General features: G+C 50.0%; 20 protein-coding genes and 1 pseudogene. 4 read left to right on the forward strand and 17 right to left on the reverse strand.

The window, feature by feature from the left end:
- Positions 1 to 82 precede the first annotated feature (82 nt).
- The 6 genes from ACI0FR_RS10250 to ffh form a co-directional block, all read right to left on the reverse strand.
- A complete protein-coding gene (locus ACI0FR_RS10250) occupies positions 83 to 730 on the reverse strand; it encodes a TPM domain-containing protein (RefSeq protein WP_404908139.1) in 648 nt (215 codons plus the stop codon).
- Between the two features lie 13 nt (positions 731 to 743).
- Positions 744 to 1,616: a TPM domain-containing protein gene (locus tag ACI0FR_RS10255; RefSeq protein WP_404908142.1), complete on the reverse strand. Its 873-nt coding sequence runs from the start codon at positions 1,614 to 1,616 to the stop codon at positions 744 to 746.
- Positions 1,617 to 1,633: 17 nt separating this feature from the next.
- Positions 1,634 to 2,254 carry a LemA family protein gene (locus tag ACI0FR_RS10260; protein ID WP_374832097.1) on the reverse strand — a complete coding sequence of 207 codons (621 nt, stop codon included), beginning with the start codon at positions 2,252 to 2,254 and terminating at the stop codon, positions 1,634 to 1,636.
- Between the two features lie 211 nt (positions 2,255 to 2,465).
- Positions 2,466 to 2,870 carry a 30S ribosomal protein S16 gene (gene rpsP, locus ACI0FR_RS10265; protein ID WP_374832099.1) on the reverse strand — a complete coding sequence of 135 codons (405 nt, stop codon included), beginning with the start codon at positions 2,868 to 2,870 and terminating at the stop codon, positions 2,466 to 2,468.
- A 61-nt stretch (positions 2,871 to 2,931) separates the two neighbouring features.
- Positions 2,932 to 3,258 carry a chorismate mutase gene (locus ACI0FR_RS10270; protein WP_374832101.1) on the reverse strand — a complete coding sequence of 109 codons (327 nt, stop codon included), beginning with the start codon at positions 3,256 to 3,258 and terminating at the stop codon, positions 2,932 to 2,934.
- 2 nt (positions 3,259 to 3,260) lie between these two features.
- Complete coding sequence (gene ffh, locus ACI0FR_RS10275; RefSeq protein WP_404908144.1) at positions 3,261 to 4,820, reverse strand: signal recognition particle protein; 1,560 nt, start codon at positions 4,818 to 4,820, stop codon at positions 3,261 to 3,263.
- Between the two features lie 492 nt (positions 4,821 to 5,312).
- Between ffh and ACI0FR_RS10280 the strand changes: the two genes are divergently transcribed.
- Positions 5,313 to 6,140, forward strand: a complete 828-nt coding sequence (locus ACI0FR_RS10280; RefSeq protein WP_374832105.1) for a lytic murein transglycosylase — start codon at positions 5,313 to 5,315, stop codon at positions 6,138 to 6,140.
- A 73-nt stretch (positions 6,141 to 6,213) separates the two neighbouring features.
- Here the strand turns inward: ACI0FR_RS10280 and ACI0FR_RS10285 are convergent, their stop codons facing one another.
- From ACI0FR_RS10285 to ACI0FR_RS10300, 4 genes are all read right to left on the reverse strand, one after another.
- A complete protein-coding gene (locus ACI0FR_RS10285) occupies positions 6,214 to 6,903 on the reverse strand; it encodes a carbonic anhydrase (protein ID WP_404908148.1) in 690 nt (229 codons plus the stop codon).
- A gap of 85 nt (positions 6,904 to 6,988) precedes the next feature.
- On the reverse strand, positions 6,989 to 7,873 hold the full coding sequence (gene pdxY / locus ACI0FR_RS10290) for a pyridoxal kinase PdxY (protein ID WP_404908151.1): 885 nt from the start codon (positions 7,871 to 7,873) through the stop codon (positions 6,989 to 6,991).
- A 13-nt stretch (positions 7,874 to 7,886) separates the two neighbouring features.
- The gene (locus tag ACI0FR_RS10295) at positions 7,887 to 8,186 is read right to left on the reverse strand and encodes a hypothetical protein (protein WP_404908154.1); all 300 of its coding nucleotides are present in this window, start codon (positions 8,184 to 8,186) and stop codon (positions 7,887 to 7,889) included.
- Between the two features lie 187 nt (positions 8,187 to 8,373).
- Positions 8,374 to 9,870 carry a CoA-acylating methylmalonate-semialdehyde dehydrogenase gene (locus ACI0FR_RS10300; RefSeq protein ID WP_374832113.1) on the reverse strand — a complete coding sequence of 499 codons (1,497 nt, stop codon included), beginning with the start codon at positions 9,868 to 9,870 and terminating at the stop codon, positions 8,374 to 8,376.
- Between the two features lie 148 nt (positions 9,871 to 10,018).
- On the opposite strand from ACI0FR_RS10300, the gene ACI0FR_RS10305 reads away from it, so the two are divergent.
- The gene (locus tag ACI0FR_RS10305) at positions 10,019 to 10,900 is read left to right on the forward strand and encodes a LysR family transcriptional regulator (protein WP_374832115.1); all 882 of its coding nucleotides are present in this window, start codon (positions 10,019 to 10,021) and stop codon (positions 10,898 to 10,900) included.
- Here the strand turns inward: ACI0FR_RS10305 and ACI0FR_RS10310 are convergent.
- Positions 10,897 to 11,550, reverse strand: a complete 654-nt coding sequence (locus tag ACI0FR_RS10310) for a YoaK family protein (protein WP_374832117.1) — start codon at positions 11,548 to 11,550, stop codon at positions 10,897 to 10,899. The two genes, ACI0FR_RS10305 and ACI0FR_RS10310, sit on opposite strands and share 4 nt — an antisense overlap.
- A 236-nt stretch (positions 11,551 to 11,786) precedes the next feature.
- Here ACI0FR_RS10310 and ACI0FR_RS10315 point away from each other — a divergent pair, with 236 nt between their 5' ends.
- Both ACI0FR_RS10315 and pbpC read left to right on the forward strand, forming a co-directional pair.
- Positions 11,787 to 17,261: an alpha-2-macroglobulin family protein gene (locus ACI0FR_RS10315; protein WP_404908157.1), complete on the forward strand. Its 5,475-nt coding sequence runs from the start codon at positions 11,787 to 11,789 to the stop codon at positions 17,259 to 17,261.
- 1 nt (position 17,262) lies between these two features.
- Complete coding sequence (gene pbpC / locus ACI0FR_RS10320) at positions 17,263 to 19,350, forward strand: penicillin-binding protein 1C (RefSeq protein WP_374832121.1); 2,088 nt, start codon at positions 17,263 to 17,265, stop codon at positions 19,348 to 19,350.
- On the opposite strand, the gene ACI0FR_RS10325 is transcribed toward pbpC, so the two are convergent.
- The 6 genes and pseudogenes from ACI0FR_RS10325 to rsfS all read right to left on the reverse strand — a co-directional run bounded on the left by ACI0FR_RS10325 (position 19,351) and on the right by rsfS (position 24,092).
- The gene (locus tag ACI0FR_RS10325; protein ID WP_374832123.1) at positions 19,351 to 19,605 is read right to left on the reverse strand and encodes a GlsB/YeaQ/YmgE family stress response membrane protein; all 255 of its coding nucleotides are present in this window, start codon (positions 19,603 to 19,605) and stop codon (positions 19,351 to 19,353) included. It lies immediately after the preceding gene.
- Between the two features lie 99 nt (positions 19,606 to 19,704).
- Positions 19,705 to 20,229, reverse strand: a complete 525-nt coding sequence (locus ACI0FR_RS10330; protein ID WP_374832125.1) for an RNA pyrophosphohydrolase — start codon at positions 20,227 to 20,229, stop codon at positions 19,705 to 19,707.
- Positions 20,230 to 20,353: 124 nt separating this feature from the next.
- On the reverse strand, positions 20,354 to 21,688 hold the full coding sequence (locus ACI0FR_RS10335) for a S41 family peptidase (protein WP_374832127.1): 1,335 nt from the start codon (positions 21,686 to 21,688) through the stop codon (positions 20,354 to 20,356).
- Positions 21,678 to 23,007 (reverse strand): annotated as a pseudogene (locus tag ACI0FR_RS10340) (murein hydrolase activator EnvC family protein). The gene ACI0FR_RS10335 and the pseudogene ACI0FR_RS10340 overlap by 11 nt, the downstream one beginning before the upstream one ends.
- Before the next feature lie 177 nt (positions 23,008 to 23,184).
- Entirely contained in the window at positions 23,185 to 23,667 is a 483-nt protein-coding gene (gene rlmH / locus ACI0FR_RS10345) for a 23S rRNA (pseudouridine(1915)-N(3))-methyltransferase RlmH (protein ID WP_404908162.1), read from the reverse strand.
- Positions 23,668 to 23,720: 53 nt separating this feature from the next.
- Positions 23,721 to 24,092 carry a ribosome silencing factor gene (rsfS, locus tag ACI0FR_RS10350; RefSeq protein WP_374832177.1) on the reverse strand — a complete coding sequence of 124 codons (372 nt, stop codon included), beginning with the start codon at positions 24,090 to 24,092 and terminating at the stop codon, positions 23,721 to 23,723.
- Positions 24,093 to 24,167: the final 75 nt, after the last annotated feature.

Consider the following 24,167-nt stretch of genomic DNA (forward strand, 5'->3'; position numbering starts at 1 on the left):
GTGGCGCACCCCGTTCCAACTCAACCAAAAAATATTCCTAACCTGTTTTCGGCTGAGCCGGTCAATCTTGCCAAATCAAGTCTTATAGTTCGACCAGTTTGTCTTCCAGCTCGTTTATACTGTTTCCATCATCCGGAAAGTGTTTTTTCAATAATTGTCCCGAAAGTGTAATGGCCTCAACAAAACCATCAGTCAGTGCACCTTTTTTAGCATGGTTCATCAACATAGCAACAATAGCATTCCACTCTTCTTGTTCCACTTTCGCATGGATACCAGCATCCGCAACCACTTCAGCGTAATGTTCAGCCAATGAAACAAACAGCAAAATGCCGGTACGTTGCGAAGTCAGATGCACATTACGCGCTAAAAACTGCTGCACCGCATTGAGATGTGCGCGCTTATAAAGAATGCGTCGCGGCACCAACAAAACCCGTAAATTAGGCAAAACCCACAACAACAACATCGCACAGACAAATGCGCCCAAAATTGCCAGACCAAAACGCGGCAAAGCGATATCAAACCAATAATAATGCGCCAGAAAAGCCATCACCACAGCACTTAATAAAATTCCGCAGGTAAACACAAAACCGGCAGCGAAGAAATAATCGTCACTGCGGCGTGCCAGCACGGCATAAATTTCGCCATTCGTGCCTTTTTCCGCTTCGGCAATTGCCGTGCTAATCAGCTTATGGCCAACTTCGTCAACATGCTGATGTGTTTGATTGCTCATGAAAACTGATCCATTACCAACTGCCCGAGGCGCCGCCGCCGCCGGATGACCCGCCACCGCCGGAGAAACCACCACCGCTACTGCCACCGCCGAAACCACCACCAAAACCACCGCCGCGACCTGAACCGCCACCCGATCCGCCTTGTGAGCGCATGTCGAAGGTCATGCCCAACCATACATAACGACCAGGTGCGATTTTTTGCCCAAAAATCGGTACCATAACAGCCATGCCGAAGCCGCCAAAAAAGATACTGATCCAGAAAATCAGGAAGATGACTTCAATCCAGTCGACATCGCTCGAAGCACTATTGGCATTGCGTTTGGCACGTGCTTGCAACTCTGCTCCATCGCCGGAAAGAACGGCTATAATGCCGTCCACACCTTTGGAAATGCCCCCCGAATAATCACCGTCACGAAAAGCCGGCAAGATAATGCTTTGAATAATGACACTTGAAAGTGCATCGGTCATAACACCTTCAAGCCCATAACCCACTTCAAGACGAACTTTGCGGTCATTGGGTGCTACAACCAGCAAGAGGCCGTTATTTTCTTGTTTCTGCCCAAGCGCCCAAGCCCGAAACAACTGATTGGAATAGGTTTCGATATCCGAGCCCTTCAGGCTCGGCACTGTAACCACCACCACCTGATCGGATGATGTTTTTTCAAAATCGGCAAGTTTTGCAACAAGCTGGGCGCGCGTTTGCGGGTCAATCACATTGGCCGCATCAACAACCCGCCCGGTAAGGGTGAGTTCGGCCGCTGGCTTATCCTGTGCAACTCCTGCTCCCGAATAAAGGCAGAAAATTGCAAAGACAAAAACTACCAACACATCCCGTAAATTCTGCAATTTACGGGATTGTTGTTTGAGAATGATACCCTTGCCCATCTTCAAAGCACCAAAGATCAGAAATTGACCTTAGGCGCCTGCTGGCTGGCTGCGTCAATGCTGAAAGTCGGCATTGGCTCGCTATCGCGGAACCAGAACATCTTCCACAGCATGGTGGGCATGGTTTTTAAGCCAGTATTATAAACGCGAACCGCTTCAATATAATCGCGACGTGCAACCGCTATACGGTTTTCAGTACCTTCAAGCTGTGATTGCAGCGCCAAGAAATTCTGGTTGGCTTTCAGATCAGGATATTTTTCCACCACTACCATCAAGCGTGACAATGCACTGCTCAGATTGGCTTGATTATCCTGAAATTGTTTAAACAATTCTGGATTGTTGAGCATTTCAGGCGTTAATTGCACCGAAGTTGCTTTTGAGCGCGCTTCAACAACTGCAGTCAGTGTTTCCTGCTCATGGGCGGCATACCCCTTGACTGTTTCCACCAGATTCGGGATCAGGTCAGTGCGGCGCTGATACTGGTTAAGCACCTCGCTCCACGCAGCTTTGGCCTTCTCTTCATTGGTTGGTATGGTGTTAAATCCGCAGGCGGATAATAAAGGCATCAAGATCGCAAGACCAAGAAATAAAGCCAAACGGGAAAATCGGGAACGGGACGCAGTCATCGCAGTGGACATATATATCTCCTGATATAAAGCGCTTGTCTTATCAACTCATTATAAAATCAATCTGCTCGGTTCACTCAAGCTATATGTCATTGAGTTTAACCTGAAAAGCATAAAAGAAAAGCGGCAGAAAATCCGCCGCTTTCATATTCTTAATATAAACTTGCAAGAAAGATCAGGTTTCAATGCACTCACTGCATAAAAACCAATCTTTTCAGGATGATTATTCGCTTGCAGCTTCTTCAGCTGGTGCAGCGGCAGCAGCAGCGGCTTCAGCAGCCTTTGCAGCAGCTTCTTCTTCTGCCTGCTTAGCCATTGCCAAACGTTCCTGAGCTTTTTTACCTGGCACACCCTTGGTTGGGTTGCTGCGGGTTTCGCGCTTGGAAACACCAGCCTGATCGAGGAAGCGCAATACGCGGTCGGTTGCCTGTGCACCGTGACCGAGCCAATGAGCGGCGCGTTCGCCGTCAACTTTTACGCGTTCTGCGTCTTTGGCAAGCATCGGATTCCATGAACCGATGATTTCCAAGAAACGACCGTCGCGCGGGCTGCGGGCATCCGCAACAACGATGTGGTAGTAAGGACGCTTTTTAGAACCGGCACGTGCCAGACGAATTTTAAGGGCCATAGTTTTTTTCCTTAGAGTAAATTAAGAGATCTGACCGTCAGGGCAGAACAATGTTATGCAGCTAGCTAGCAGCAGTTTCGTTTTCACCGTGTTTAGCGGCGGTATGTTCATGATGCCGAATAACTTCTTTCACGATGAAGTTGAGAAATTTTTCAGCAAAATCCGGATCAAGATTTGAATCTTGTGCAAGCGCACGAAGACGCGCCACCTGACGTTTTTCACGTTCTGGGTCGGCAGCGGCCAAGCCCTGTTCTGCTTTCAAAATACCGACAGCTTTGGTGCAGCGAAAACGCTCTGCCAGCATGTGAATGAGTGCAGCATCAATATTATCAATCGAGCTACGCAGCGCGAGTAACTCAGCAGGCGTTGAATTTGCTTCGCTCATCATACTCACTTCTTCTTTGGCAAGCCCGGAAGGCCGCCACCAAGACCAGGTAATTTAGGGCCGCCGAGACCAGGTAAACCACCGCCTAAGCCCGGCAATCCACCTTTGGTCAGACCTGCAGCCTCAGCTTGTTTTTGCAAGGCTTCGAGTTGCTTCGGATCCATTTTAGACAGATCAGGCATACCGCCCATACCGCCGCCTAAGCCACCCAGCCCCATCTTGCCGGCAAGGCCGCCCATCATCTGTTTCATCATGCCGCCTCTGCCGCCCTTGCCCATGGCTTTCATCATATCAGCCATCTGACGATGCATTTTCAAAAGCTTGTTGATGTCGGCAGCATTGGTGCCCGAACCTTTAGCAATACGTTGTTTGCGGCTATGCTTTAGCAAATCGGGATTTGCACGCTCTGCTTTAGTCATTGAGCTGATGATTGCCAATTGGCGGTCAAAAAGCTTGTCATCCAGACCGGCGGCAGCCATCTGATCTTTTGCTTTGCCCATGCCCGGCATCATACCCATGATACCGCCCATGCCGCCAAGCTTTTTCATCTGGCCAAGCTGATCAGCAAGATCGTTGAGATCAAACTTACCGGACTGCATTTTCTTGGCCATTGCCGATGCTTTTTCAGCATCAATGGTTTCAGCAGCTTTTTCAACAAGGCTGACAATGTCGCCCATGCCAAGGATACGGTCGGCGATACGCTTTGGATGGAACTCTTCCAGAGCATCCATCTTTTCGCCGGTGGCAATCGCTTTGATCGGCTTGCCGGTAATAGCGCGCATCGAGAGAGCCGCACCACCACGGCCGTCACCGTCCATACGGGTGAGAACTATACCGGTAATACCAACGCGCTCATCAAAGTTACGCGCCAGATTAACGGCGTCCTGACCAGTGAGGCTATCGGCAACAAGAAGAATTTCATGCGGGTTGGAAACGGCACGAATCTCGTCCATTTCCACCATCAGCGGCTCGTCAATATGGGTACGACCCGCAGTATCGAGGATCACCACATCATGGCCGCCAAGCTTTGCAGCTTGTACAGCGCGCGCAGCAATATCAACCGGCGACTGACCGGCAATAATCGGCAATGTATCAACGCTGACCTGTTCACCCAGCTGGCGCAGCTGTTCTTGTGCAGCAGGACGGCGGGTGTCAAGCGATGCCATCAGTACTTTTTTGCGCTGACGTTCGCTTAAGCGTTTGGCAAGTTTACCGGTCGTGGTGGTTTTACCCGAGCCTTGCAAACCGACCATCATAATGACAACCGGAGCCGGTGCATTCAGATCAATCGAAACACCTTCGGTGCCGAGCATTTCAACCAGTTCGTCATGAACGATCTTGACGACCATCTGACCCGGTTTGATGCTTTTAAGAATTTCTGCGCCGACAGCTTTTTCGCGAACTTTATCGGTAAAAGAACGAACAACTTCCAGCGACACATCCGCTTCAATCAGCGCGCGTCGCACTTCACGCAGGGCTGCCGCTACGTCGCTTTCAGAAAGAGCGCCACGTCCGGTCAGTCCATTGAGAATAGAGCCTAAGCGCTCCTGAAGTGATTCAAACATTCTTTTTCCTTACAGTTCCGGCAAGCATTATGAAAAACACCCGCAGAATGGTTGTTATGCGCCCGAAAGACAAATGAAAAAACAGCCAAAACGAAACGACACCCGAGGGCGCATCGCGCTGTCGGATGTGTACCTCCGGGATCGTTTTATACCAATGCGGGTCCCGGTCGGCGGCTCAAACAAAATAATCAGGTTTGCAGAACAGCTTTCTTAAATCGTAAAAAAGCCTTTGAGTCAAGAATTCCTTAAAAAGCCGCTCTCAACAATTATGCAACAGTTGTGCCAAATTATAACTTCTGACACCGCATTTACCATTAAGACCGCCCAAAAATGCCATGATCAAGCCATAACTGGTGATTTCTCACACATATTCGCCCCCGACAACCCATGACAAAGAAAGTATTAGCATAAATTGATCTAGTATTGATTATGACATTTGTTCATGTGGTATCAATTTCAAAATTAACTCGAATCATTATTCAGGAGATTCTAATGGCACTGTCTGCCACAGGTAAATTCTCAATAGCTGCGGCTGGCCTGCTGCTTGCCGGCATCATTGGAACCGGTGCCGCCAATGCTGCCCAATGCGGCAATAATGCTGCCGGCTATAATACATGGTTAAAGCAAACCATTGCTGAAGCCCCGGCACGCGGTATCGGCAAGGCCGGCATCAATGCATTGGCCAACACCAAATATGCAACCGCAACCATCAACGCAGACCGCAATCAGAAAAGCTTCAAGCTATCTTTGAAAGAATTCATGCAAAAGCGTGGTTCGGATACGATTATCAAGCGCGGTAAAGCCCATAAGCAGGCTAATGCTGCGCTGTTTGCCAATATTGAAAAGCGTTACGGCGTTCCGGCCGGTCCGCTTCTGGCGATCTGGGGTATGGAAACCGGTTTCGGCAGCTATCTTGGCAAGCAGCACACACTTTCAGCCGTTGCAACACTCGCCTATGATTGCCGCCGTTCGGCTTTCTTCACTGAACAGCTTTATGCAGCGCTTACATTGATCGATCGTCAGGATCTCAATCCAAACGCAATCGGCGCAATGCATGGTGAAATCGGCCAGACCCAGTTCCTGCCTGCCAATGTTTTGAAATACGGCGTGGACGGTGACGGCAGCGGTCATATCGATATGATCAACTCTAAAGCCGATGCTCTGGCTTCCACTGCAAACTTCCTCGTCGGTCACGGCTGGAAACGCGGTGCCGGTTATCAGCAGGGTGAACCAAACTACGCAGCCATTCAGGGCTGGAATGCGGCTACAGTTTACCAGCAGTCTATCGCCATTATGGGCAAAGCAATCGACGGTAAATAATCGTCAAAATACAAACATTAAAAAGCCCGCCGGAAAGATAATCCGGCGGGCTTTTTTATAGATTTATTCGATCTTAAGAGGCTGATTTTTCGGCAGCAGGCGCCGGCATCACAAATGGATCATCGATATCAGGACGTTTGAAATCACCGGTTTCTTTATCCATTACCCACAATTCACCGGTTGAAATATCAAACCATGCGCCATGCAGGCTGATACGCCCCTTCTTCTCCAAAATGTCGACGCACGGGAAAGTACGCAAATTCTGGATCGAATAGCGGATCGAAATACGCTCCAATGCCGTGTGGCGTTCGCTGTCTGTCATCAGCGTATTGGCGATAACACTTTCCGCGGCAGGTGCGAGAATGCTCATCCATTTGCCGATAAAATCACCCGGCGACAATGGTGCGTGATCCGGCGACAATGCCGCTTTGATACCACCGCAGCGGCCATGCCCAAGCACAACAATATGTTTAACCTTGAGGCTTTGAACCGCAAATTCAAGCGCCGCAGAGGCTGCATGATATTCGCCATCCGGTGTATAAGGCGGCATCAGGTTTGCGACATTGCGCAAAACGAAAATTTCACCCGGAGCGGTATCAAAAATAATTTCAGGTGCCGCGCGCGAGTCGCAACACGCAATCACTAATGTCTGAGGTGTCTGACCAATGTCAGCAAGCTCACGATAACGGGCTGTTTCATGAGCAAAATGATTGTTCATGAAATTACGATAGCCACTGAGGAGTGTGTCTGGAAGATCTGCCATGCCTCTCAAATATCCCTATCGATATTTAAGATCAATAAAATAACACAAGCTGCGTTATTTTTTTGAAGGAAGTAAAAACATAATCCTATGCGCGCAAGTTTTTACCCGGATGCATGAGACGGCGCATCTGCACCATTGCCATCGGTGTTGAAAGACTGGCCGCATCGGCTTCCAGCATCAGTTCATCTGCGCCACGTTTTGCAGCGCGCACCATAATTTCAAACACAGAAGCCGTTGTGGATTGCAGCGCTTTCTCATCTGACATGCCGTCGAGAATACGGGCAAGGAAAAGTGCTGCCGTCAAATCCCCCATGCCATTTGTCGGGCCTTCTACATGACGGTGCTCTGCTAAATAAGCATGACCATCCGTCACCAGAAGATTACCTGTCGAGCCATTCAACATACCGAAAGAAGATGTCACCAACATACGCGCAGGGCCTAAATCCAGCGCTGCTTCCATCAGTTTTTCATTGTTTTCCAGCTGCACACCACTCAGCCATGCTAATTCAAACCGGTTTGGCGTTGCGATATCGGCCAAAGGCAGTAATTCATCGCGGATCGCTGCAGCCGTTGCCTCCGGCACATAAAGCCCTTCACGATCACCAATCACCGGATCACATAAATAAAGGGCTTTGGGATTGCGCTTTTTAAGTGCCCTGATCAATTGCGCAGCCGCTTTCGCCTGTTCTGCATTGCCCAGATAACCGGTCAGTACCGCCCCCACTTCGCCAAGCCATGGCGCGCGTTCCATATCTTCCATCAGCTGCTTGAACTGCTGCACTTCCGGCACAATGCGTCCGGCAGGACCGTGACCTGTGTGCCACGGCAAAATGACCGTAGGCACAGCCCAGACCGGATGCGCCAGCGTTTCCAATGCAAAAACCGCGGCACGATTGCCAACTGAGCCACGCACCACATGACTTGAGATTACAATAACGGCGGTATTATCAGCGGCAGTTGTATTTGGCATTTTGCTATCCGGTTTAGACTTGCAATAAATAAAGAACCAGCCACACCATCATGGCTAGCATAATTATCAGACCCAATATCCGCCCGAAGCGCGTTGCCCAGACTTCAACCCGATCTTGCGCATCAAGATCACTTGCTTTCAAGTGCTCCCGACCGCGGTTAAAGCTTCGCGCGATGACACCTGTCGCACCAGAGCCGGTTTCTAATTTTATGCGAGCCAGTATGTCTTCCGATTCAGCCTTGCGTGTATCATCATATCTTTTTGATGAAAAAGCATTTTCTTTTTCATCTGAGTCATCTGCTTTTTGCTGCATAACACCATCCGGTAGATTTTTTTAGCGACCAGATCAGATCAATAGTGCAGCAGTGTTAGCGCTAAGCTCAAATCCTGCAAGTGAAAAAACACGCATAAGAAAAAAACCCCGCCATAACTGACGGGGTTTCTTTATTATGTGCCGCATATCACAACCGTAAAGGTCAAGGACATGCAAAGCAGATAAATTAGTTCATAGTTGGGATAACAAATTCCGCACCATCTTTAACACCTGACGGCCAACGTGACGTCACGGTTTTGGTCTTGGTATAGAAACGGAATGCATCGGTACCGTGTTGGTTCAAATCGCCGAAGCCTGAACCTTTCCAGCCGCCGAAAGTGTAATAAGCGATTGGAACAGGAATTGGTACGTTAACACCAACCATGCCAACCTGAACACGCGAAGCAAAGTCACGTGCCGCATCACCGTCACGGGTGAAGATTGCAACACCATTACCATATTCATGTTCATTCGGCAGAGCGAGCGCTTCTTCATAAGTTTTTGCACGAACAACTGCCAATACAGGACCGAAAATTTCTTCCTTGTAAATAGACATATCCGGCGTGACATGATCGAACAAGCAACCGCCGAGATAGAAGCCGTTTTCATAGCCCTGCATCTTGAAGTTACGGCCATCAACAACGAGCTTGGCACCTTCTTTAACGCCTGCATCCACATAACCGCGGACGCGATCAACAGCTGCTTGTGTTACCAATGGACCATAATCAGCGCCACCATCAGTTGACGGGCCGACACGCAGAGCTTCAACACGCGGGATCAATTTTTCCATCAGGCGTTCTGCAGTGTCTTCACCAACAGGAACAGCAACCGAGATCGCCATGCAACGCTCACCAGCGGAACCGTAACCGGCACCAATCAAAGCATCAACAGTCTGATCCATATCTGCATCAGGCATAATCAGCATGTGGTTTTTCGCGCCGCCGAAGCACTGGACGCGCTTGCCGTTAGCACAACCACGGGAGTAAATGTAATGGGCAATTGGTGTGGAACCAACAAAGCCGATTGCTTTTACATCCGGATCATCGAGCAGCGCATCAACGGATTCTTTGTCGCCATTGACGACATTGAAGATACCAGCCGGAAGACCAGCTTCCATGAACAGTTCTGCCAAACGCATCGGTACGCCCGGATCACGTTCCGAAGGCTTCAGGATAAATGCGTTACCGCAAGCAATAGCAGGGCCGGCTTTCCAGAGCGGAATCATTGCAGGGAAATTGAACGGAGTGATACCTGCAACAACACCCAAAGCCTGACGCATTGAATATGTATCAATACCTGTACCGGCTGAATCAGAGAACTCACCTTTCATCAGATGCGGTGCACCAAGGCAAAATTCGATCACTTCAAGACCGCGCTGGATGTCGCCCTTGGCATCAGGAATGGTTTTGCCGTGTTCACGGGCAAGCAATTCTGCAAGGCTGTCATATTCAGCTTCAACCAGCTCAAGAAACTTGCGCAACACGCGGGCACGGCGCTGCGGGTTGGTAGCTGCCCATGCCGGTTGTGCCGCTTTTGCATTTTCTACAGCTGCACGTACTTCGTCTTTGGTTGCCAGAGCAACTGTGCCGCGCACAGTGCCGTCAAGCGGCTGGAACACCTCAGTGGTGCGTCCGCTTTTACCTTCAACGTTCTTACCGTTGATAAAATGGCCGTATTTCAACATCGAAGACCTCCCTGAAAAATCTCAAGTCCGGCTACCGATCATCATGAATTCGATAAACCGCCTGAAAACATAATTGCTCTGCAAAATAACAATTGCAACTGCTCAAAAAGAGTATCCGTTGTGCAAAAACTATAGTAATAGTCATTTCATGAATTGGGATGATATTCGCATATTTTTAGCTGTCGCCCGCTCCGGCCAGATTTTGGGCGCAGCGCGCAGACTTGGTATTAACCACACAACGGTGGCACGCCGCCTCACCGCTTTGGAATCAGCTTTGTCAACCACATTGCTTTCCAGACGCACCAACGGTTCCAGCCTGACACAGGCAGGCGAAGAGTTTTTGCTCGCGGCGGAACGGATGGAAGCGGAAATGCTGGCCGCACGTGCTCATGTCGGCAATGCCGATATTGCGGTTGCCGGAACAGTGCGCATCGGTGCGCCCGATGGTTTCGGCGTCACTTTTTTGGCGCCACGGCTTGCCAAACTTACCGCACAATATCCTGATCTGACCGTGCAGCTGGTACCAGTCCCACGCTCTTTCTCGCTCTCGCGTCGTGAAGCCGATATTGCCATTACGGTGGAGCGCCCCGATCAAGGACGGCTGGTTGCCAGAAAGCTCGTTGATTATACACTCGGTCTTTATGCCCATAAAGATTATTTGGACGAGCACGGCATTCCGCAAACGGTCGACCAATTATCAAACCATCGCTTGATCGGCTATGTGGAAGATTTAGTGATCAATCCATCCCTTGCCTATGCACCTGAAATCAGCCGCGATTGGCGGCCGGATTTTGAAGTTTCCAGTGCACTTGGCCAGATGGAAGCGGTGAAAGCCGGTGCCGGTATTGGTATTTTACATGCCTTCATCGCGCGTGAGCATCCTTATTTGATTCCGATCTTGCCGGAGCGTTTTATCAAGCGCTCGTATTGGCTGGCCTATCATGAATCAGCAAGGACATTGCGTCGTGTTACCGCCATTTCAGCGCTGATATCGCAGCTGGTAGAGCATGAAAAACGGCTTTTCCTTTAATCTTTGAAGAGTTTCAACAATCGGAAAATCAGCACTGCCGAGATAATCAAAAACGGAATGCTGAGCGCCATCAGTCCCAACCAGAAATCGGCAAAGCCACCGCTGATTGCTCCGAGCATCAGCGCGAGCCAAACATAAAAATGCTCAAGCCAGCGTCCTTTCGGCACTTCTCCGGTGATGGCGCGGGCCAGATCGGCAGCACAACTGAATAAAGTTCCGGTTACATAAGTAGCGCCCAGCTTTGCCGTACCGCGCTGTTGTAATGACGCGTTTTGCATACCCATTGCGGCTGCAAGCAATAAAGTCGGCTGCAAATAAACCATATCGGCCTGTTTCAATGCAATCACCACGCCGATAAGGATCAGCACCCCCATGAGCACAAAAATGTTCCCATTATGGACAAAAACGCTCATCATCAGCGTGCCTAAAAATGCGCCGGTGAAAAACAAAATGATAAGCGCTGCCGGAAACCAGACCATCACCTGACCGGTTGAGTTGGGATGCCCCATCAGGCCAATCCCTAACTGAGTCGTATTACCGCTCATGAAGGAGGCGAAAAAACCACCCAGCTGCAAAAAGGCAATTACATCCACAAAACCAGCCGAAGCTGTCAACAAAAGCCCAGCAATTGTTCTGCTGTTAAAAGACAAGTTTTACACCACCCCTTACACTTTCAGGCTTCTTACATGCCATTTCTCAACATAGGCTGCAAATTCTATCGTTAAAATCAATGGTGTATATTTTTGTGGATCATAATCATAATGCATCTTTTGTTTTATATTGTGCTCATATCTTTCAGGTAATATAAAAATGAGCTTATATAGGCTTGCGCTTTGACCACAGCTTATTGCCATCAAAGCTTGATTATAAATTCAAGGAACCTTGCATGTCGTTCAGCCTCAAGCGCTTATCATTTGCCCTGATCGCATCATTTTTTATGATGCAGCCGGTTTTAGCGGCTGAAACACGGCAAATTCAAACCATTGAGAATGGTGACTATTTCGGCTTTGATCTGCGTACCGAGAAAAACCTCTCGCTGGACCAATGCAAATCCACTTGCCTCGGCGACAATAATTGCCGCGCTTTTACCTATAATCAAAAAGCGCAGTGGTGTTTCCTGAAAAGCGACTATAATCAGCTCAATGCTGCAGCAGGAGCTATTGCCGGTAAAGTTGTTAATCCCGATAGTGCGCCCGATATCGGCGCACCGCCTCATTTAACTTATGTGGGCGACAATATTTTTGAAGAAACCCGCCGCCTGAAAACCTATCTGGAACAAGCAGACCATGGCGACACGGGGCTTTCCGACTGGCTCAAAATTGCCCAAGACGCATTGAAAAACGGTGATCCGCGCAATGCAACCGAAGCGCTTAAGCATGCGGCAGGAATTAGTTCCGATGACAGCCGCGTCTGGAACGCACTCGCACAGGCTATTCTTAATACCGAAACAGACAATAGTGAAGAGCGTGCAAAATATCGCCGTGATGCAAGTTCGTCTGCTCTTAATGCCTATTTGACCTCGCGCAGCACCAACAACCGTGCCGATGCGCTGGCCTCGCTTGCAACCGCCTTGGAGCGTCGCGATTATGACCGTCCGGCATTGCAAGCCTATGATGCCAGCCTGAACCTGGCCAATTCCGCTTCTGTGCGTGCCCTTTATGAAGATTTGCGCGCCCGCAAAGGCTTCCGCATTGTCGATCACAGTGTTGATAATGACAGTGCATCACCGCGTATCTGCGCCCAGTTTTCTGAAGATCTCGTCAAAAACGGCGTCGATTATTCGTCATTCATTAAAGTGGACAATCAAGCGCCGAAGGCCGTCGAAGCGAAAGAACGCCAGATTTGCGTTGAGGGTTTGAGCCACGGCCAGAATTATCAGCTTTCTTTCCGAGCTGGCCTGCCATCTAGTGTGGGCGAAACATTAAGCTCCACTGTTGTTTTGAACGTCTATGTGCAGGATCGCGCCGCATCGGTGCGCTTCACCGGTGACAGTTTTGTCCTGCCATCCACTGCACGCCGCGGCATTCCACTGGTCAGCGTCAATATGAGCACCGCCAAAATCAAGCTTTACCGTGTGGGTGACCGCTCACTGGCGCAGCTTTTATCCGGCTATCAATTCCTGCGCCAATTGGATGGCTATGATGTCGGTTCCGTTGTCGATCAAATGGGCGAGCCTGTCTGGCAAGGCGAAATTGAAGTTGCTGATAATCAGCTGAATAAAGAAGCCACCACCAGCTTCCCAATCGATGAAGCACTGCCGGAGCGTAAACCCGGCGTTTACATCATGACCGCCGAACCGGCTGATAAAAATGGCGATACCTATGACACGGTTGCTACCCAGTGGTTTGTTGTTTCCGATATAGGTTTGGCAACTTATACTGGTCAGGATGGCTTGCATGTTTTTGCCCGCTCCTTGGGTTCCGCCAAGCCTGTGGCCGATGTCAAACTCACTCTGCTTGCCCGTAACAATGAAATTCTCGGTGAAGCTGTTACCGACGCGCAAGGTAAAGCCACCTTCAATCCGGGTTTGAGCCGTGGCACTGACGGCATGGCACCAGCCGTTTTAATGGCGAGCCAATCAGACACTGATTTCGTCTTTTTAGATATGACCCGTCCAGGCTTTGACCTCTCCGATCGTGGTGTTACAGGTCGGCCAACGCCTGAAAGCCTTGACGTGATGAGCTGGACAGAGCGCGGCATTTACCGCGCCGGAGAAACTGTTCATGTGGCAGCGCTTGCGCGTGATGATAAAGCAGATGCGGTTGAAAAACTGCCACTGACTTTTATCTTCCGTCGTCCTGATGGTGCTGAAGATCGCCGTCTTGTTGTCGACAGCAATTCTGCCGGTGGCTATGCGGTTGACCTGACCTTAATGCCGAATGCGATGCTCGGCACATGGACGGTATCGGTCTATACCGATCCGAAACAAAGTGCGGTTTCATCACAAATGTTCTTGGTCGAAGATTTTGTCCCTGATCGGATTGAGTTTGATTTAACCGCCGATAAATCGGAAATCATGGCAGGCGAAACGGCTGAACTTAACGTCGATGGTCGCTTTTTATATGGCGCACCGGCGGCCGGTCTTGCGCTTGAAGGTGACGTAACTGTCGCCACCAGCCGCAAATGGGATCGTTTCAAATCCTATTATTTCGGCCTTGCCGATGAGCAGGAAGGCGAAACCACCCGCACCGCACTTAATGATTTAAGCAATGCCGATGAAAGTGGCAAGTCCACAATTCCGGTAGTGATCAATGATCTGCCATCAACCACCCGCCTTCTGACAGCACATATCAATGTGCGTATGCGCGAAAGTGGTGGCCGTGCGGTTGAGCGTTCCGTTGATCTGACCATCAAGCCGCAAGGCACTATGATTGGTATCCGCCCTGATTTTAGCGGCGATGAAGTGCCACAAGGCGGCACCGCCAAATTCAGCCTGCTGGCCAGCAATGCAAATGGCGAGCGCATTTCGCTTGAAAATGCACAATGGTCGCTCATGAAAATCGAGCGGAATTATCAATGGTATCGCAGCGGTAGCTCATGGAATTATGAGCCTGTAACTTTCACCAAATCCGTTGCTAATGGCGAGATCAATATTGATGAAAACGACGATGCAACCCTTTCCCTGCCGGTTGATTGGGGTCGCTACCGCCTTGAGATTGAAAGTGCTGATGCATCCAATGCTGTGACATCCTATGAGTTTGACGCTGGTTGGTATGTTTCGTCCACTTCGACAGAAACACCTGATGGCTTGGAAATTGCGCTTGATAAAGAGCAATATGCCATTGGCGACACGGCGAAACTCAACGTTTCTCCACGCTTTGCCGGTGAAATGCTGATTACCATCGGCACCGAAAAATTGATCAAAATCATCAATGTCAGCGTGCCGGAAAAAGGACTGGTCGTTGATATTCCGGTTGATGAAAATTTTGGTGCAGGCACTTATGTAACCGCCACACTTTATCGCGCTGGTTCAGCGACCGAGTCCCGAATGCCGGCGCGCGCCATCGGCCTTAAATGGCTGAAAGTCGATCCTGAACAAAGAAGCCTGAGCGTCGAACTGGCAACGCCTGAGAAAACCGAACCACGATCAACTCTTTCCCTGCCGGTTAATGTTGCCAATGCTGGCGGTCAGCAAGCCTATGTCATGGTCGCGGCCGTTGATGTCGGCATTTTGAACCTTACCCGCTATAAAGCCCCTAATCCCGAAGGCTGGTTCTTTGGCCAACGTCAGCTGGGGCTGGAAATGCGCGACATTTATGGACGTCTCATTGATGGTTCACTAGGCGTCACCGGAAAACTGCGTACCGGTGGTGACGGCGGCAATATGGGTGCACAAGGCAGCCCTCCGACCGAAAAGCTGCTTGCACTTTTCTCCGGTATTGTCGAATTGGACAGTGAGGGTAAGGCAATCATTGATTTTGAGCTGCCGCAATTTAACGGCACTGCCAGAATTATGGCTGTGGCATGGACAAAATCCGCGCTCGGCCATGCCGAAAAAGATGTCATCATCCGCGATCCGCTGGTGATTACAGCTGGCACCCCACGCTTCATGGCACCGGGCGATATGTCTACCATCCGTTTCGATATTGCCAATACTGATGCACCGGATGGTGATTATCAGTTGAACTTGGAAACAAGCGACAATCTCAATATCAGCGATGATGCAGCGCATCAAATCGTAACGCTTCAGGGTGGAAAGCGTATCTCGGTGGCCGTTCCGCTGGAAGCGCAAGCAAGCGGCGACGGTCTCGTCACCATCCGCATTGCCAATGATAGCGGCATCATGGCCGAGCAGGTTTTAAACCTCAATGTTCGTCCTGTCGATCTGCCGATCACCAGCCGTTATGTGGTGGATTTATCCGCCGGTCAGGGGCTGAAACTCGATGCAGAACTCTTGTCGCAAAATCTGCTTGATGGCGCGCATGTCAGTGTTGATGTTTCGCGCAATGCAGCTTTTGATGTCACCTCAATGCTGATGGCGCTTGATCGCTATCCTTATGGCTGCACCGAGCAAACCACCAGCCGCGCACTGCCATTGCTTTATTTGCAGGAAATGGCTGCAAACACAAAAGATGCCATCAGCACCGAAGATCAGGATGCGGTCAAAACCCGTGTTCAGGATGCTATTTACCGCGTGCTGAATTTCCAGTCGTCATCCGGTTCATTTGGTCTTTGGGGCCCGGGTTCCAATGATCCATGGCTGGATGCTTATGTTACCGACTTCCTGACCCGTGCGCGTGAAAAAGATTATATCGTGCCGGAAAGAGCCTTGATCTCGGCTTTGAACAATTTGCAAAACACATTGAGCTACAACACTAATATTCAAGAACATGGCAATGAAATTGCCTATGCGCTCTACGTTTTGGCACGTAATAAAAAAGCCTCTGTCGGTGATCTGCGTTATTATGCCGATACGCAATTGGAAGCGTTTGAAAGCCCGATGGCGGTGGCACAATTGGCAGCAGCACTTGCCCTTTATGGCGATCAGCCGCGTTCGGAAAGCACCTTTGAGGCCGCACTTAACTTTAGCAAGCTGACACCAAACCATAATTACAACCGCGTCGATTATGGCTCACGTCTGCGCGATGGTGCAGCGGTTCTGGCCCTTGCTGCGGAAACCACGCCAATGCCTAAAATCGTGCCGGAATTAGTCAAGCTTGTGGGGCAGATGCGCCAGCAAAGCCAGTATTTAAGCACACAGGATCAGGCATGGATGCTGCTTGCTGCGCGCGGTTTGCAGGAAAACAATTCCAGCATCAAACTGGATGTGGACGGCACAATTTATGATGGTCAGTTCTCGCAACGCTATAGCGGTGTTGCTCTGGAACAATCACCGGTCAACATCAACAATCAAAGCTCCGATCCGGTGCAAGCGGTGATTACAGCTGTTGCCCCACCGGCACAATCACTTCCGGCAGGTGGTGACGGCTTCAACATCCAGCGCACATATTACACCTTGGATGGCGAAGAAACCAACATTACCAGTGTTGAACAAAACCAGCGCTTTGTCGCGGTGTTGCAGGTTGATGATCTGCAAAGCTGGGCATCTCGCGTGCTGGTCACCGATCTGTTGCCTGCCGGTTTCGAAATCGACAATCCACGCCTTGTCTCAAGTGCAGATCTGGTCAATTTCTCATGGCTGGATCGCACCGAAGCCGCTCATCTCGAATTCCGTAATGACCGTTTCGTTGCAGCTTTCGACCGCGATTCAGGCGCGAAAAAGCAAATCACCCTTGCCTATGTGGTGCGTGCAGTCACTCCTGGTATCTATACCCATCCTGCCGCAACAGTTGAAGATATGTATCGTCCGCAATTTTCGGCGCGCACATCAACCGGCATGATGGAAGTCGTAACACCTTAAAATGTTGCGGCGCACTAAACTACTCTTTGGCGGTACCCTGCTTGTCTGCGGCATCGCCATTCTTGGCACAATAAGCCTGAACCTGCTGGATCAGGCTTATCCGCCACCGCTGCCGGAACGCCTCACCGTATCAACAGAAGTGGTTGATCGCGATGATCAGTTATTGCGTGCTTTCACAACACCTGATGGTTATTGGCGGCTGAATACCAAAATTGAAGATGTTGATCCGCTGCTCGTTAAAATGCTTATCGCCTATGAAGATAAGCGTTTTTACGATCATGCAGGCATTGATTTCTGGGCGCTTTTGCGTGCAGCCAAGCAGTTAGCCACCAATGGCCGCATTGTGTCGGGTGGCTCCACTTTGTCGATGCAATTGGCGCGCCTGATCGAACCACGCGAAAACCGCAGCCTAAGTTCCAAGTTTTTACAAATTGCCCGCGCCGTTCAGATTGAACGCCGCCTCACGAAGCCACAAATTCTGGAACGCTATCTGACGCTTGCCCCTTATGGCGGTAATCTGGAAGGGGTTCGCGCGGCATCATTAGCTTATTTTGGCAAAGAGCCAAGACGATTAACCACCGCACAGGCGGCGTTGCTTGTTGCTCTGCCACAATTGCCTGAGCGCCGCCGTCCGGACCGCTACCAACAAAACGCACAAAATGCACGTGACCGTGTATTGGCCAGAATGGAAAATGCCGAGATTATTTCGGCACAGGAAGCTAACCGCAGTCAGCGCGAAATGGTGTCTTCTACCCGTTTCGCCCTGCCCGCTTTGGCCGCGCATTTATCTGAGGAGGCAATCAGAAAAGATCCGAGCAATCCGCGTCATCAACTGAACCTCATCAAACAAGCACAGCAAGGACTGGAAGATGTCGCCAAAGCGGCAGCCGCCAAAATCGGCAATAAAACCTCTGTCGCCATTATTTTGGCCGATAGCCGCAATGGTAATATTTTAGCCTCCGTTGGTTCCGCCAATTATTTCGACAGTCGCATTCAAGGCTGGATTGATATGAGCCGCGCTGTGCGCTCCCCCGGTTCAACGCTCAAACCATTCATTTACGGACTGGCATTTGAGCAAGGTTTGGTCGCACAGGAAACCATCATTCAGGATCGGCCAACCGATTTTGCCGGATATAGCCCGCGCAATTTCGATATGAGTTACCAAGGTGATGTCAGCATACGCCAAGCATTGCAGATGTCCTTGAATGTGCCGACTATCAGCCTGTTGGATGCAGTCGGGCCTTTACAACTCACCACCCGTTTTCGCCAAGCGGGCGTCACTTTGCAATTGCCTAAAAATGAAGCCCCCGGCCTTGCCATCGGCTTAGGTGGTGCGGGCATCAATTTGCGTGATTTGGTGCAGCTTTACACCGGCCTTGCCAATGGCGGCAAAACTGCCACGTTGCGCGACGGCACTGAAAAAGCCGAACCGGCAATCACTGGCACAACCATTTTAAGCGAAACCGCCACATGGCAAATTGCCGATATTCTCTACGGCATTCTGCCGCCAGAAGGTGCTGCACGCCGCATTTTGGCTTATAAAACCGGCACCTCTTATGGGTATCGCGATGCTTGGGTCATTGGATATGATGGCCGTTATGTCATGGGTGTCTGGGTCGGGCGCGCTGATGGCGGCCCTATTGCAGGACTAACCGGCTATCTCTCTGCCGCCCCTGTTTTATTTGAAGGATTTGTCAAATCCGGCTTGGCGGCTGTGCCTTTCCCACGCGCGCCTTATGGGGCGCTCCACTTAAAAAGCAATGAACTACCGGTTACATTGGGGCGCTTTTCCAATGTCAATGATGGTCTCATCATGCTGAAAGCAAACGCCGAACCGGCACCACAAATCACCTTTCCACCCAATGGTGTGCATGTGGAACTTAATCCAAATGGTGAGCAAGCCACGCCCTTGGTTTTAAAAATGCAAGGCGGGCGCGCGCCTTTTCGCTGGCTTGCCAATGGCCAACCTTTAGGCGAACCGGAGCGTCGTCGCACCATTACATGGCAGCCCGATGGTGTCGGTTATTCCACACTGACTGTTATTGATGCAGCAGGCCGCGCAGCCAGTGTGAAAATATTTGTCGAGTAATCACGCTCGCTTGATAACCCGCAGCACCACAAGCAGTATAGCGGCACCGATAAAAGCATTAATGACTGAGGCAATAAATCCGCCGCCGACACTGAAACCAAGCCGCGGTAATAACCAACCGGCAAAAAATGCGCCAATGACACCAATCACAATATTGCCGATCATGCCGAAGCCACCGCCGCGCACAATCATACCCGCCAACCAACCAGCAACCAAACCAACAATCAGAAATACAATAAGGCTTTGTCCGTCCATTATGTTTCCTTCATAAGAAAATTACGTGACGAAGTGATTTCAGCTCAAGACGCTTAAATTTACAAGTCACTTCGCGTGATAATTGCGCCGCCCTTTTATTTAGGGTGCCAAATGGCGGAAATTGCGCACAACTTCCTGATATAATTTGCGCTTAAATGGTACAATCAATTGCGGCAGATCATCCATCGGCTTCCATTCCCAAGCATCAAATTCCGCGACTTCATCGCCCGGTGGCGGGTTAATCGCAATTTCGCTTTCATCACCTTCAAAACGGTAAGCAAACCATTTTTGCGTTTGACCGCGATATTTGCCCTTCAAAGCTTTACCGATCAGATGCACCGGCAGGTCGTAATTAATCCATTCCGGCGCTTCTGCCAATAATGACACCGAGCGCATACCGGTTTCTTCATAAAGTTCACGCAATGCGGCGTTTATTGGCTCTTCACCTTTATCAATCCCGCCTTGCGGCATTTGCCAAAGCTGAGTTGCGCCATCCATTTCACCTTCCGGTACAATAATACGGCGACCAGACCAAACCAATCCTTCACGGTTCAAAACCATCAAACCCACGCATGGGCGGTACGGTAAGGTTTCAGAATCAATCAGTTTCTGTTTGTCAGCCATCCGGTGCACTCCGTCTTCATTTAGCGCTATTCTATAGGCTATTTTTATCAACAAAACATAACAAAAAAGCGGATGCATTTTTTACACCCGCTTTTTCCATCATAAGATTGTTTCCTTGCCGAAATTACTCTGCAAGCGCTGCTTTTTTAGGATCCGGCGGGAAAGCCGCATTCTTTTCTTCACCGCGCAAAAGCTTCAAAGCTTCCGCCAGCTGAACGTCGTCTTTTGGTTCTGCCGGTACATAGGCCGGTGAACCTGAACCCTCATCATCCTCTATGGCACCTTTAATATGTCCTTTAAGGCCGGATTCACTGCGTACCACATCCTCACCACGGAATTCCGGCGGCAATGGCTGTTCCACTTTAATGTCTGGCGTAATGCCCTTACCCTGAATGGATTTGCCCGAAGGAGTGTAATAAAGCGCTGTCGTCAGACGCAATGAACCATTTTCACCAAGCGGAATAATGGTCTGTACCGAGCCTTTACCAAAGCTCTGCGTACCAAGAACGGTTGCACGGCGATGGTCCTGCAAGGCACCGGCAACAATTTCCGAAGCAGAGGCTGAACCACCATTGATCATCACAATGACCGGCTTACCATCAACCAGATCACCGCTACGCGCGTCAAAGCGGGTTACGTCCTGAGGATCGCGGCCACGGGTTGAAACGATTTCGCCCTTGTCAAGGAAAGCATCCGAAACAGCCACCGCCTGATCAAGCAAACCACCCGGATTGAGTCGCAAATCAAGGACATAGCCTTTCAGCTTATCTTCAGGAATTTGCGACTGGATGTCTTTGATTGCGTTTTTCAAATCGTCAAAGGTCTTCTCGGTAAAGGAAATGACGCGCAGATAACCGACATCACCTTCAACGCGGTAGCGTACAGCTTTAACCTTCACCACATCGCGGGTAATTTTCAGCTTTATCGGCTTATCAACGCCTTGACGGATAAGTGTCAGTTCAATCGAAGTATTGATCGGGCCACGCATTTTATCAACAGCATCATTGAGGCTGAGACCACGCACTTCCGCACCATCGATCTGGCTGATCAAATCACCCGCCAACACACCGGCTTTAGAAGCAGGCGTATCATCAATCGGCGCGATCACCTTAACCAGATCACCATCCATCGTCACTTCAATACCAAGGCCGCCAAATTCGCCCTTGGTCTGCACACGCATATCTTGTGCAGCTTCCGGATTGAGATAGGAAGAATGCGGATCCAGCGATGTCAGCATGCCGTTAATGGCGCTTTCCACCAGTTTTTGCTCATCGGGCGGTGTCACATATTGTCCGCGCACACGCTCAAAAATATCGCCGAACACGGCAAGCTTTTTATAGGTATCGCTCGACGCGCCGGAGGCTGCATTGGCAATGGAGGCAGGGGTACCCTGAACCATCACTATTGCAGATGCGCCCATTAAGGCCCCGGCAAAAAGCAGCGATAGTTTACGTATCATTTTCATGTCCTTCCCGAAAGCCGCTCGGCCCACCACGGAGCCGGGTCGACGGGTTTTCCATCTTTTCTAAATTCGATGTAAAGTAAAGGGGCGCTGTCATCAACATTCACTGATGCAACGCTTGCCAAAAGCTTTTCTCCCATAGTGCCCACAGGTTCTCCCGCTAGCATGAACTGTCCTTGTGACACATTGATTCGCCCCATACCCGCCATGACGACATGGTATCCGCCACCAGCATCGAGTATCAAGAGTTGTCCGTAAGAACGGAAAGCTCCTGCATATAATACAACGCCATCCGAAGGTGACGTAATCGTGGCAGAAGGAGGAGTTTGTAAAATTTCTCCCAGCATTGTGCCGCCAAGACCATCATTTGCGCCAAATTTTCTAATAATTTTACCGGCAGCAGGAAAATCAAGCTGACCTTGCAGCTTTTCAAAACTACCATCAGCAATCAAATGGCTGGTATCCGGTGCACCTTGCTCGGCACGTTCTTGTCCTGCTGCCAACCGTTCAGCTTCCGCGCGTTTGGCAGCTTCAGCTGCCGTGCGTACCCCGTCCATCTGCTTATCAAGGCCGGCAATCAGTTCCTGCAAGCTGGTAGCTTTAGCAGCCAAGCTTTCAGAATGTTTGCGCATCGCCAGCATTTCATCCGTTGATTTTTCTTGCAGTTTTTTCTTTTCTTCCAGCAGCAATTCCTGCCGCTTGTGTTCTTCTGCCTGCTCTTTGCGTGCACTTACAAGGCGCTGCTGCTCAGCCGTAATGGAAGCGGTCAAGCGCTCCATTTCCTTCAAATCATCCATCAGCTCTTCAGTTTGCTGGCGCATTTCGGGCACCACAGCACCAAGCAAAACGGCACTGCGCACAGATGCCAAAGCATCGTCGGGACGCACCAAAATTGCCGGTGGTGGATTCAAACCCATCCGTTGAAGAGCAGCCAGCACTTCCGCCAATGCACCTCGTCTTGATTGCAATGAAACGCGTATGCCGTCTTCCTGCTCCAGCAATGAAATCAGACGCTCACCGGCATCAGCAATATCTTGTTCAAGTTTTTTATCGGTTTTAGCAGATTGAATGAGAGCGGCACTTAAACTGGCCTGATCCTTTTTGAGGGCTCCTACTTCCGCTTCCATCTGATTCAGTTTTTCCTGTGTGACAAGCACTTCTTCCGTAAGAGCTCGCAGTTCCGCATCAGCTTTTTCCCGTTCAAGCTGCATCGGTGTTTGCGCCAAAACCGGATGGGATGCAAAGCCCGCCATCATTGTCAAAACCACAGCACCAGAAAGGCCGCGCCAGACCTTTGGCTGCGCACCCATCAGCATTGCTCTTTTAAGGTGATGACATAATGACATTTAGTCTGTTCTATCCGGCCTTACCCTAAACTTTAGTGATCACATTTGTTTTTTACGCATGTCTTTATCCCAAAACCGGTTCTCACTTCGAGGAGGCATGCTTTGGATAAGCTTAACCCATATCTTGTTAATGAATTACTATGGAATTTAAGAGCGGTGATAAGGATGTCCGGAAAGAATGGTAGCAGCCCGATAAAGCTGTTCGGCAACCAAAATGCGTGCAATCTGATGCGGCCATGTTAATGAGCCAAGCGCCAAAACCAAATCTGCTCTTTGGCGCAAACGCGGATCATGCCCATCAGGCCCGCCAATCGCCACAATCAATTGCCGCTTGCCTTCATCGCGCAAACGACCCATCCGACCGGCAAATTCTTCCGAGCTTAATGCTTTGCCGCGTTCATCCAACAAAATAAGTCCTGCACCGGCGTCCAGCGCTTCAAAAAGACGGGCGGCTTCTTCGTTTTTGCGTAAATCCACCGTCTGCGCGCGGCTTTCAATGATTTCGCTGACCCCTTGAAAATCAAATCCCAACGCATTGCCTGCTTTGGAAAACCTGTCGAAATAACGGTCAGCCAACTCACGCTCCGGTCCGGCTTTCATTCGTCCGACGGCAAAAACTGTAATACGCATGGATTTATTCGCAAAATGATTTGCCCCTCCGTCATCGGAAGGGCAAAATTCAATTAATGGACGGTTTCTGTTTTGCGCAGATCTTGTCTGTCTGCATCAACCCAGATTTTTTCCAGATTATAAAATTCACGGATTTCAGGGCGGAAAATATGGATAATAATATCACCCGTATCAATCAGCACCCAATCACCACCTTCAAGACCTTCAACCTTGATATCACGATAGCCCGCTTCACGAAGCGCACGCAGCAAATGATCTGCCGCTGCCGCTACATGACGATGCGAACGCCCTGAAGCAATAATCATATAATCGCCCAGTGCAGATTTTCCACGCATATCAATTGGGATGATGGCCTCAGCCTTTGAATCTTCCAGCGTAGAGAGCGCCAGTTCGAAAGCCTCTAAGACGTGCTTGGCATCGTCCATTCCGGCTGTTGAAAGTGAGGTTTTCACTTTCTTGTCAATAGCTGTTCTCAGTGTTTTGCCTTTCCTTTAAGAACA

This window comes from Paenochrobactrum sp. BZR 201-1 (assembly GCF_044987585.2).
GTDB classification, from domain to species: Bacteria; Pseudomonadota; Alphaproteobacteria; order Rhizobiales; family Rhizobiaceae; genus Paenochrobactrum; species Paenochrobactrum pullorum.

Excerpts from the sequence above, each read along its gene's own strand:
- ACI0FR_RS10285 (WP_404908148.1), bottom strand. The coding sequence starts at position 6,903 with ATGGCAGATCTTCCAGACACACTCCTCAGTGGCTATCGTAATTTCATG.
- rpsP (WP_374832099.1), bottom strand. The coding sequence starts at position 2,870 with ATGGCCCTTAAAATTCGTCTGGCACGTGCCGGTTCTAAAAAGCGTCCT.
- ACI0FR_RS10305 (WP_374832115.1), top strand. The coding sequence starts at position 10,019 with ATGAATTGGGATGATATTCGCATATTTTTAGCTGTCGCCCGCTCCGGC.
- ACI0FR_RS10300 (WP_374832113.1), bottom strand. The coding sequence starts at position 9,870 with ATGTTGAAATACGGCCATTTTATCAACGGTAAGAACGTTGAAGGTAAA.
- pdxY (WP_404908151.1), bottom strand. The coding sequence starts at position 7,873 with ATGCCAAATACAACTGCCGCTGATAATACCGCCGTTATTGTAATCTCA.
- ACI0FR_RS10330 (WP_374832125.1), bottom strand. The coding sequence starts at position 20,229 with ATGGCTGACAAACAGAAACTGATTGATTCTGAAACCTTACCGTACCGC.
- ACI0FR_RS10315 (WP_404908157.1), top strand. The coding sequence starts at position 11,787 with ATGTCGTTCAGCCTCAAGCGCTTATCATTTGCCCTGATCGCATCATTT.
- rsfS (WP_374832177.1), bottom strand. The coding sequence starts at position 24,092 with ATGGACGATGCCAAGCACGTCTTAGAGGCTTTCGAACTGGCGCTCTCT.
- ACI0FR_RS10335 (WP_374832127.1), bottom strand. The coding sequence starts at position 21,688 with ATGATACGTAAACTATCGCTGCTTTTTGCCGGGGCCTTAATGGGCGCA.
- ACI0FR_RS10280 (WP_374832105.1), top strand. The coding sequence starts at position 5,313 with ATGGCACTGTCTGCCACAGGTAAATTCTCAATAGCTGCGGCTGGCCTG.
- ACI0FR_RS10260 (WP_374832097.1), bottom strand. The coding sequence starts at position 2,254 with ATGTCCACTGCGATGACTGCGTCCCGTTCCCGATTTTCCCGTTTGGCT.
- ACI0FR_RS10270 (WP_374832101.1), bottom strand. The coding sequence starts at position 3,258 with ATGATGAGCGAAGCAAATTCAACGCCTGCTGAGTTACTCGCGCTGCGT.
- ffh (WP_404908144.1), bottom strand. The coding sequence starts at position 4,820 with ATGTTTGAATCACTTCAGGAGCGCTTAGGCTCTATTCTCAATGGACTG.
- pbpC (WP_374832121.1), top strand. The coding sequence starts at position 17,263 with ATGTTGCGGCGCACTAAACTACTCTTTGGCGGTACCCTGCTTGTCTGC.
- rlmH (WP_404908162.1), bottom strand. The coding sequence starts at position 23,667 with ATGCGTATTACAGTTTTTGCCGTCGGACGAATGAAAGCCGGACCGGAG.
- ACI0FR_RS10325 (WP_374832123.1), bottom strand. The coding sequence starts at position 19,605 with ATGGACGGACAAAGCCTTATTGTATTTCTGATTGTTGGTTTGGTTGCT.
- ACI0FR_RS10250 (WP_404908139.1), bottom strand. The coding sequence starts at position 730 with ATGAGCAATCAAACACATCAGCATGTTGACGAAGTTGGCCATAAGCTG.
- ACI0FR_RS10295 (WP_404908154.1), bottom strand. The coding sequence starts at position 8,186 with ATGCAGCAAAAAGCAGATGACTCAGATGAAAAAGAAAATGCTTTTTCA.
- ACI0FR_RS10255 (WP_404908142.1), bottom strand. The coding sequence starts at position 1,616 with ATGGGCAAGGGTATCATTCTCAAACAACAATCCCGTAAATTGCAGAAT.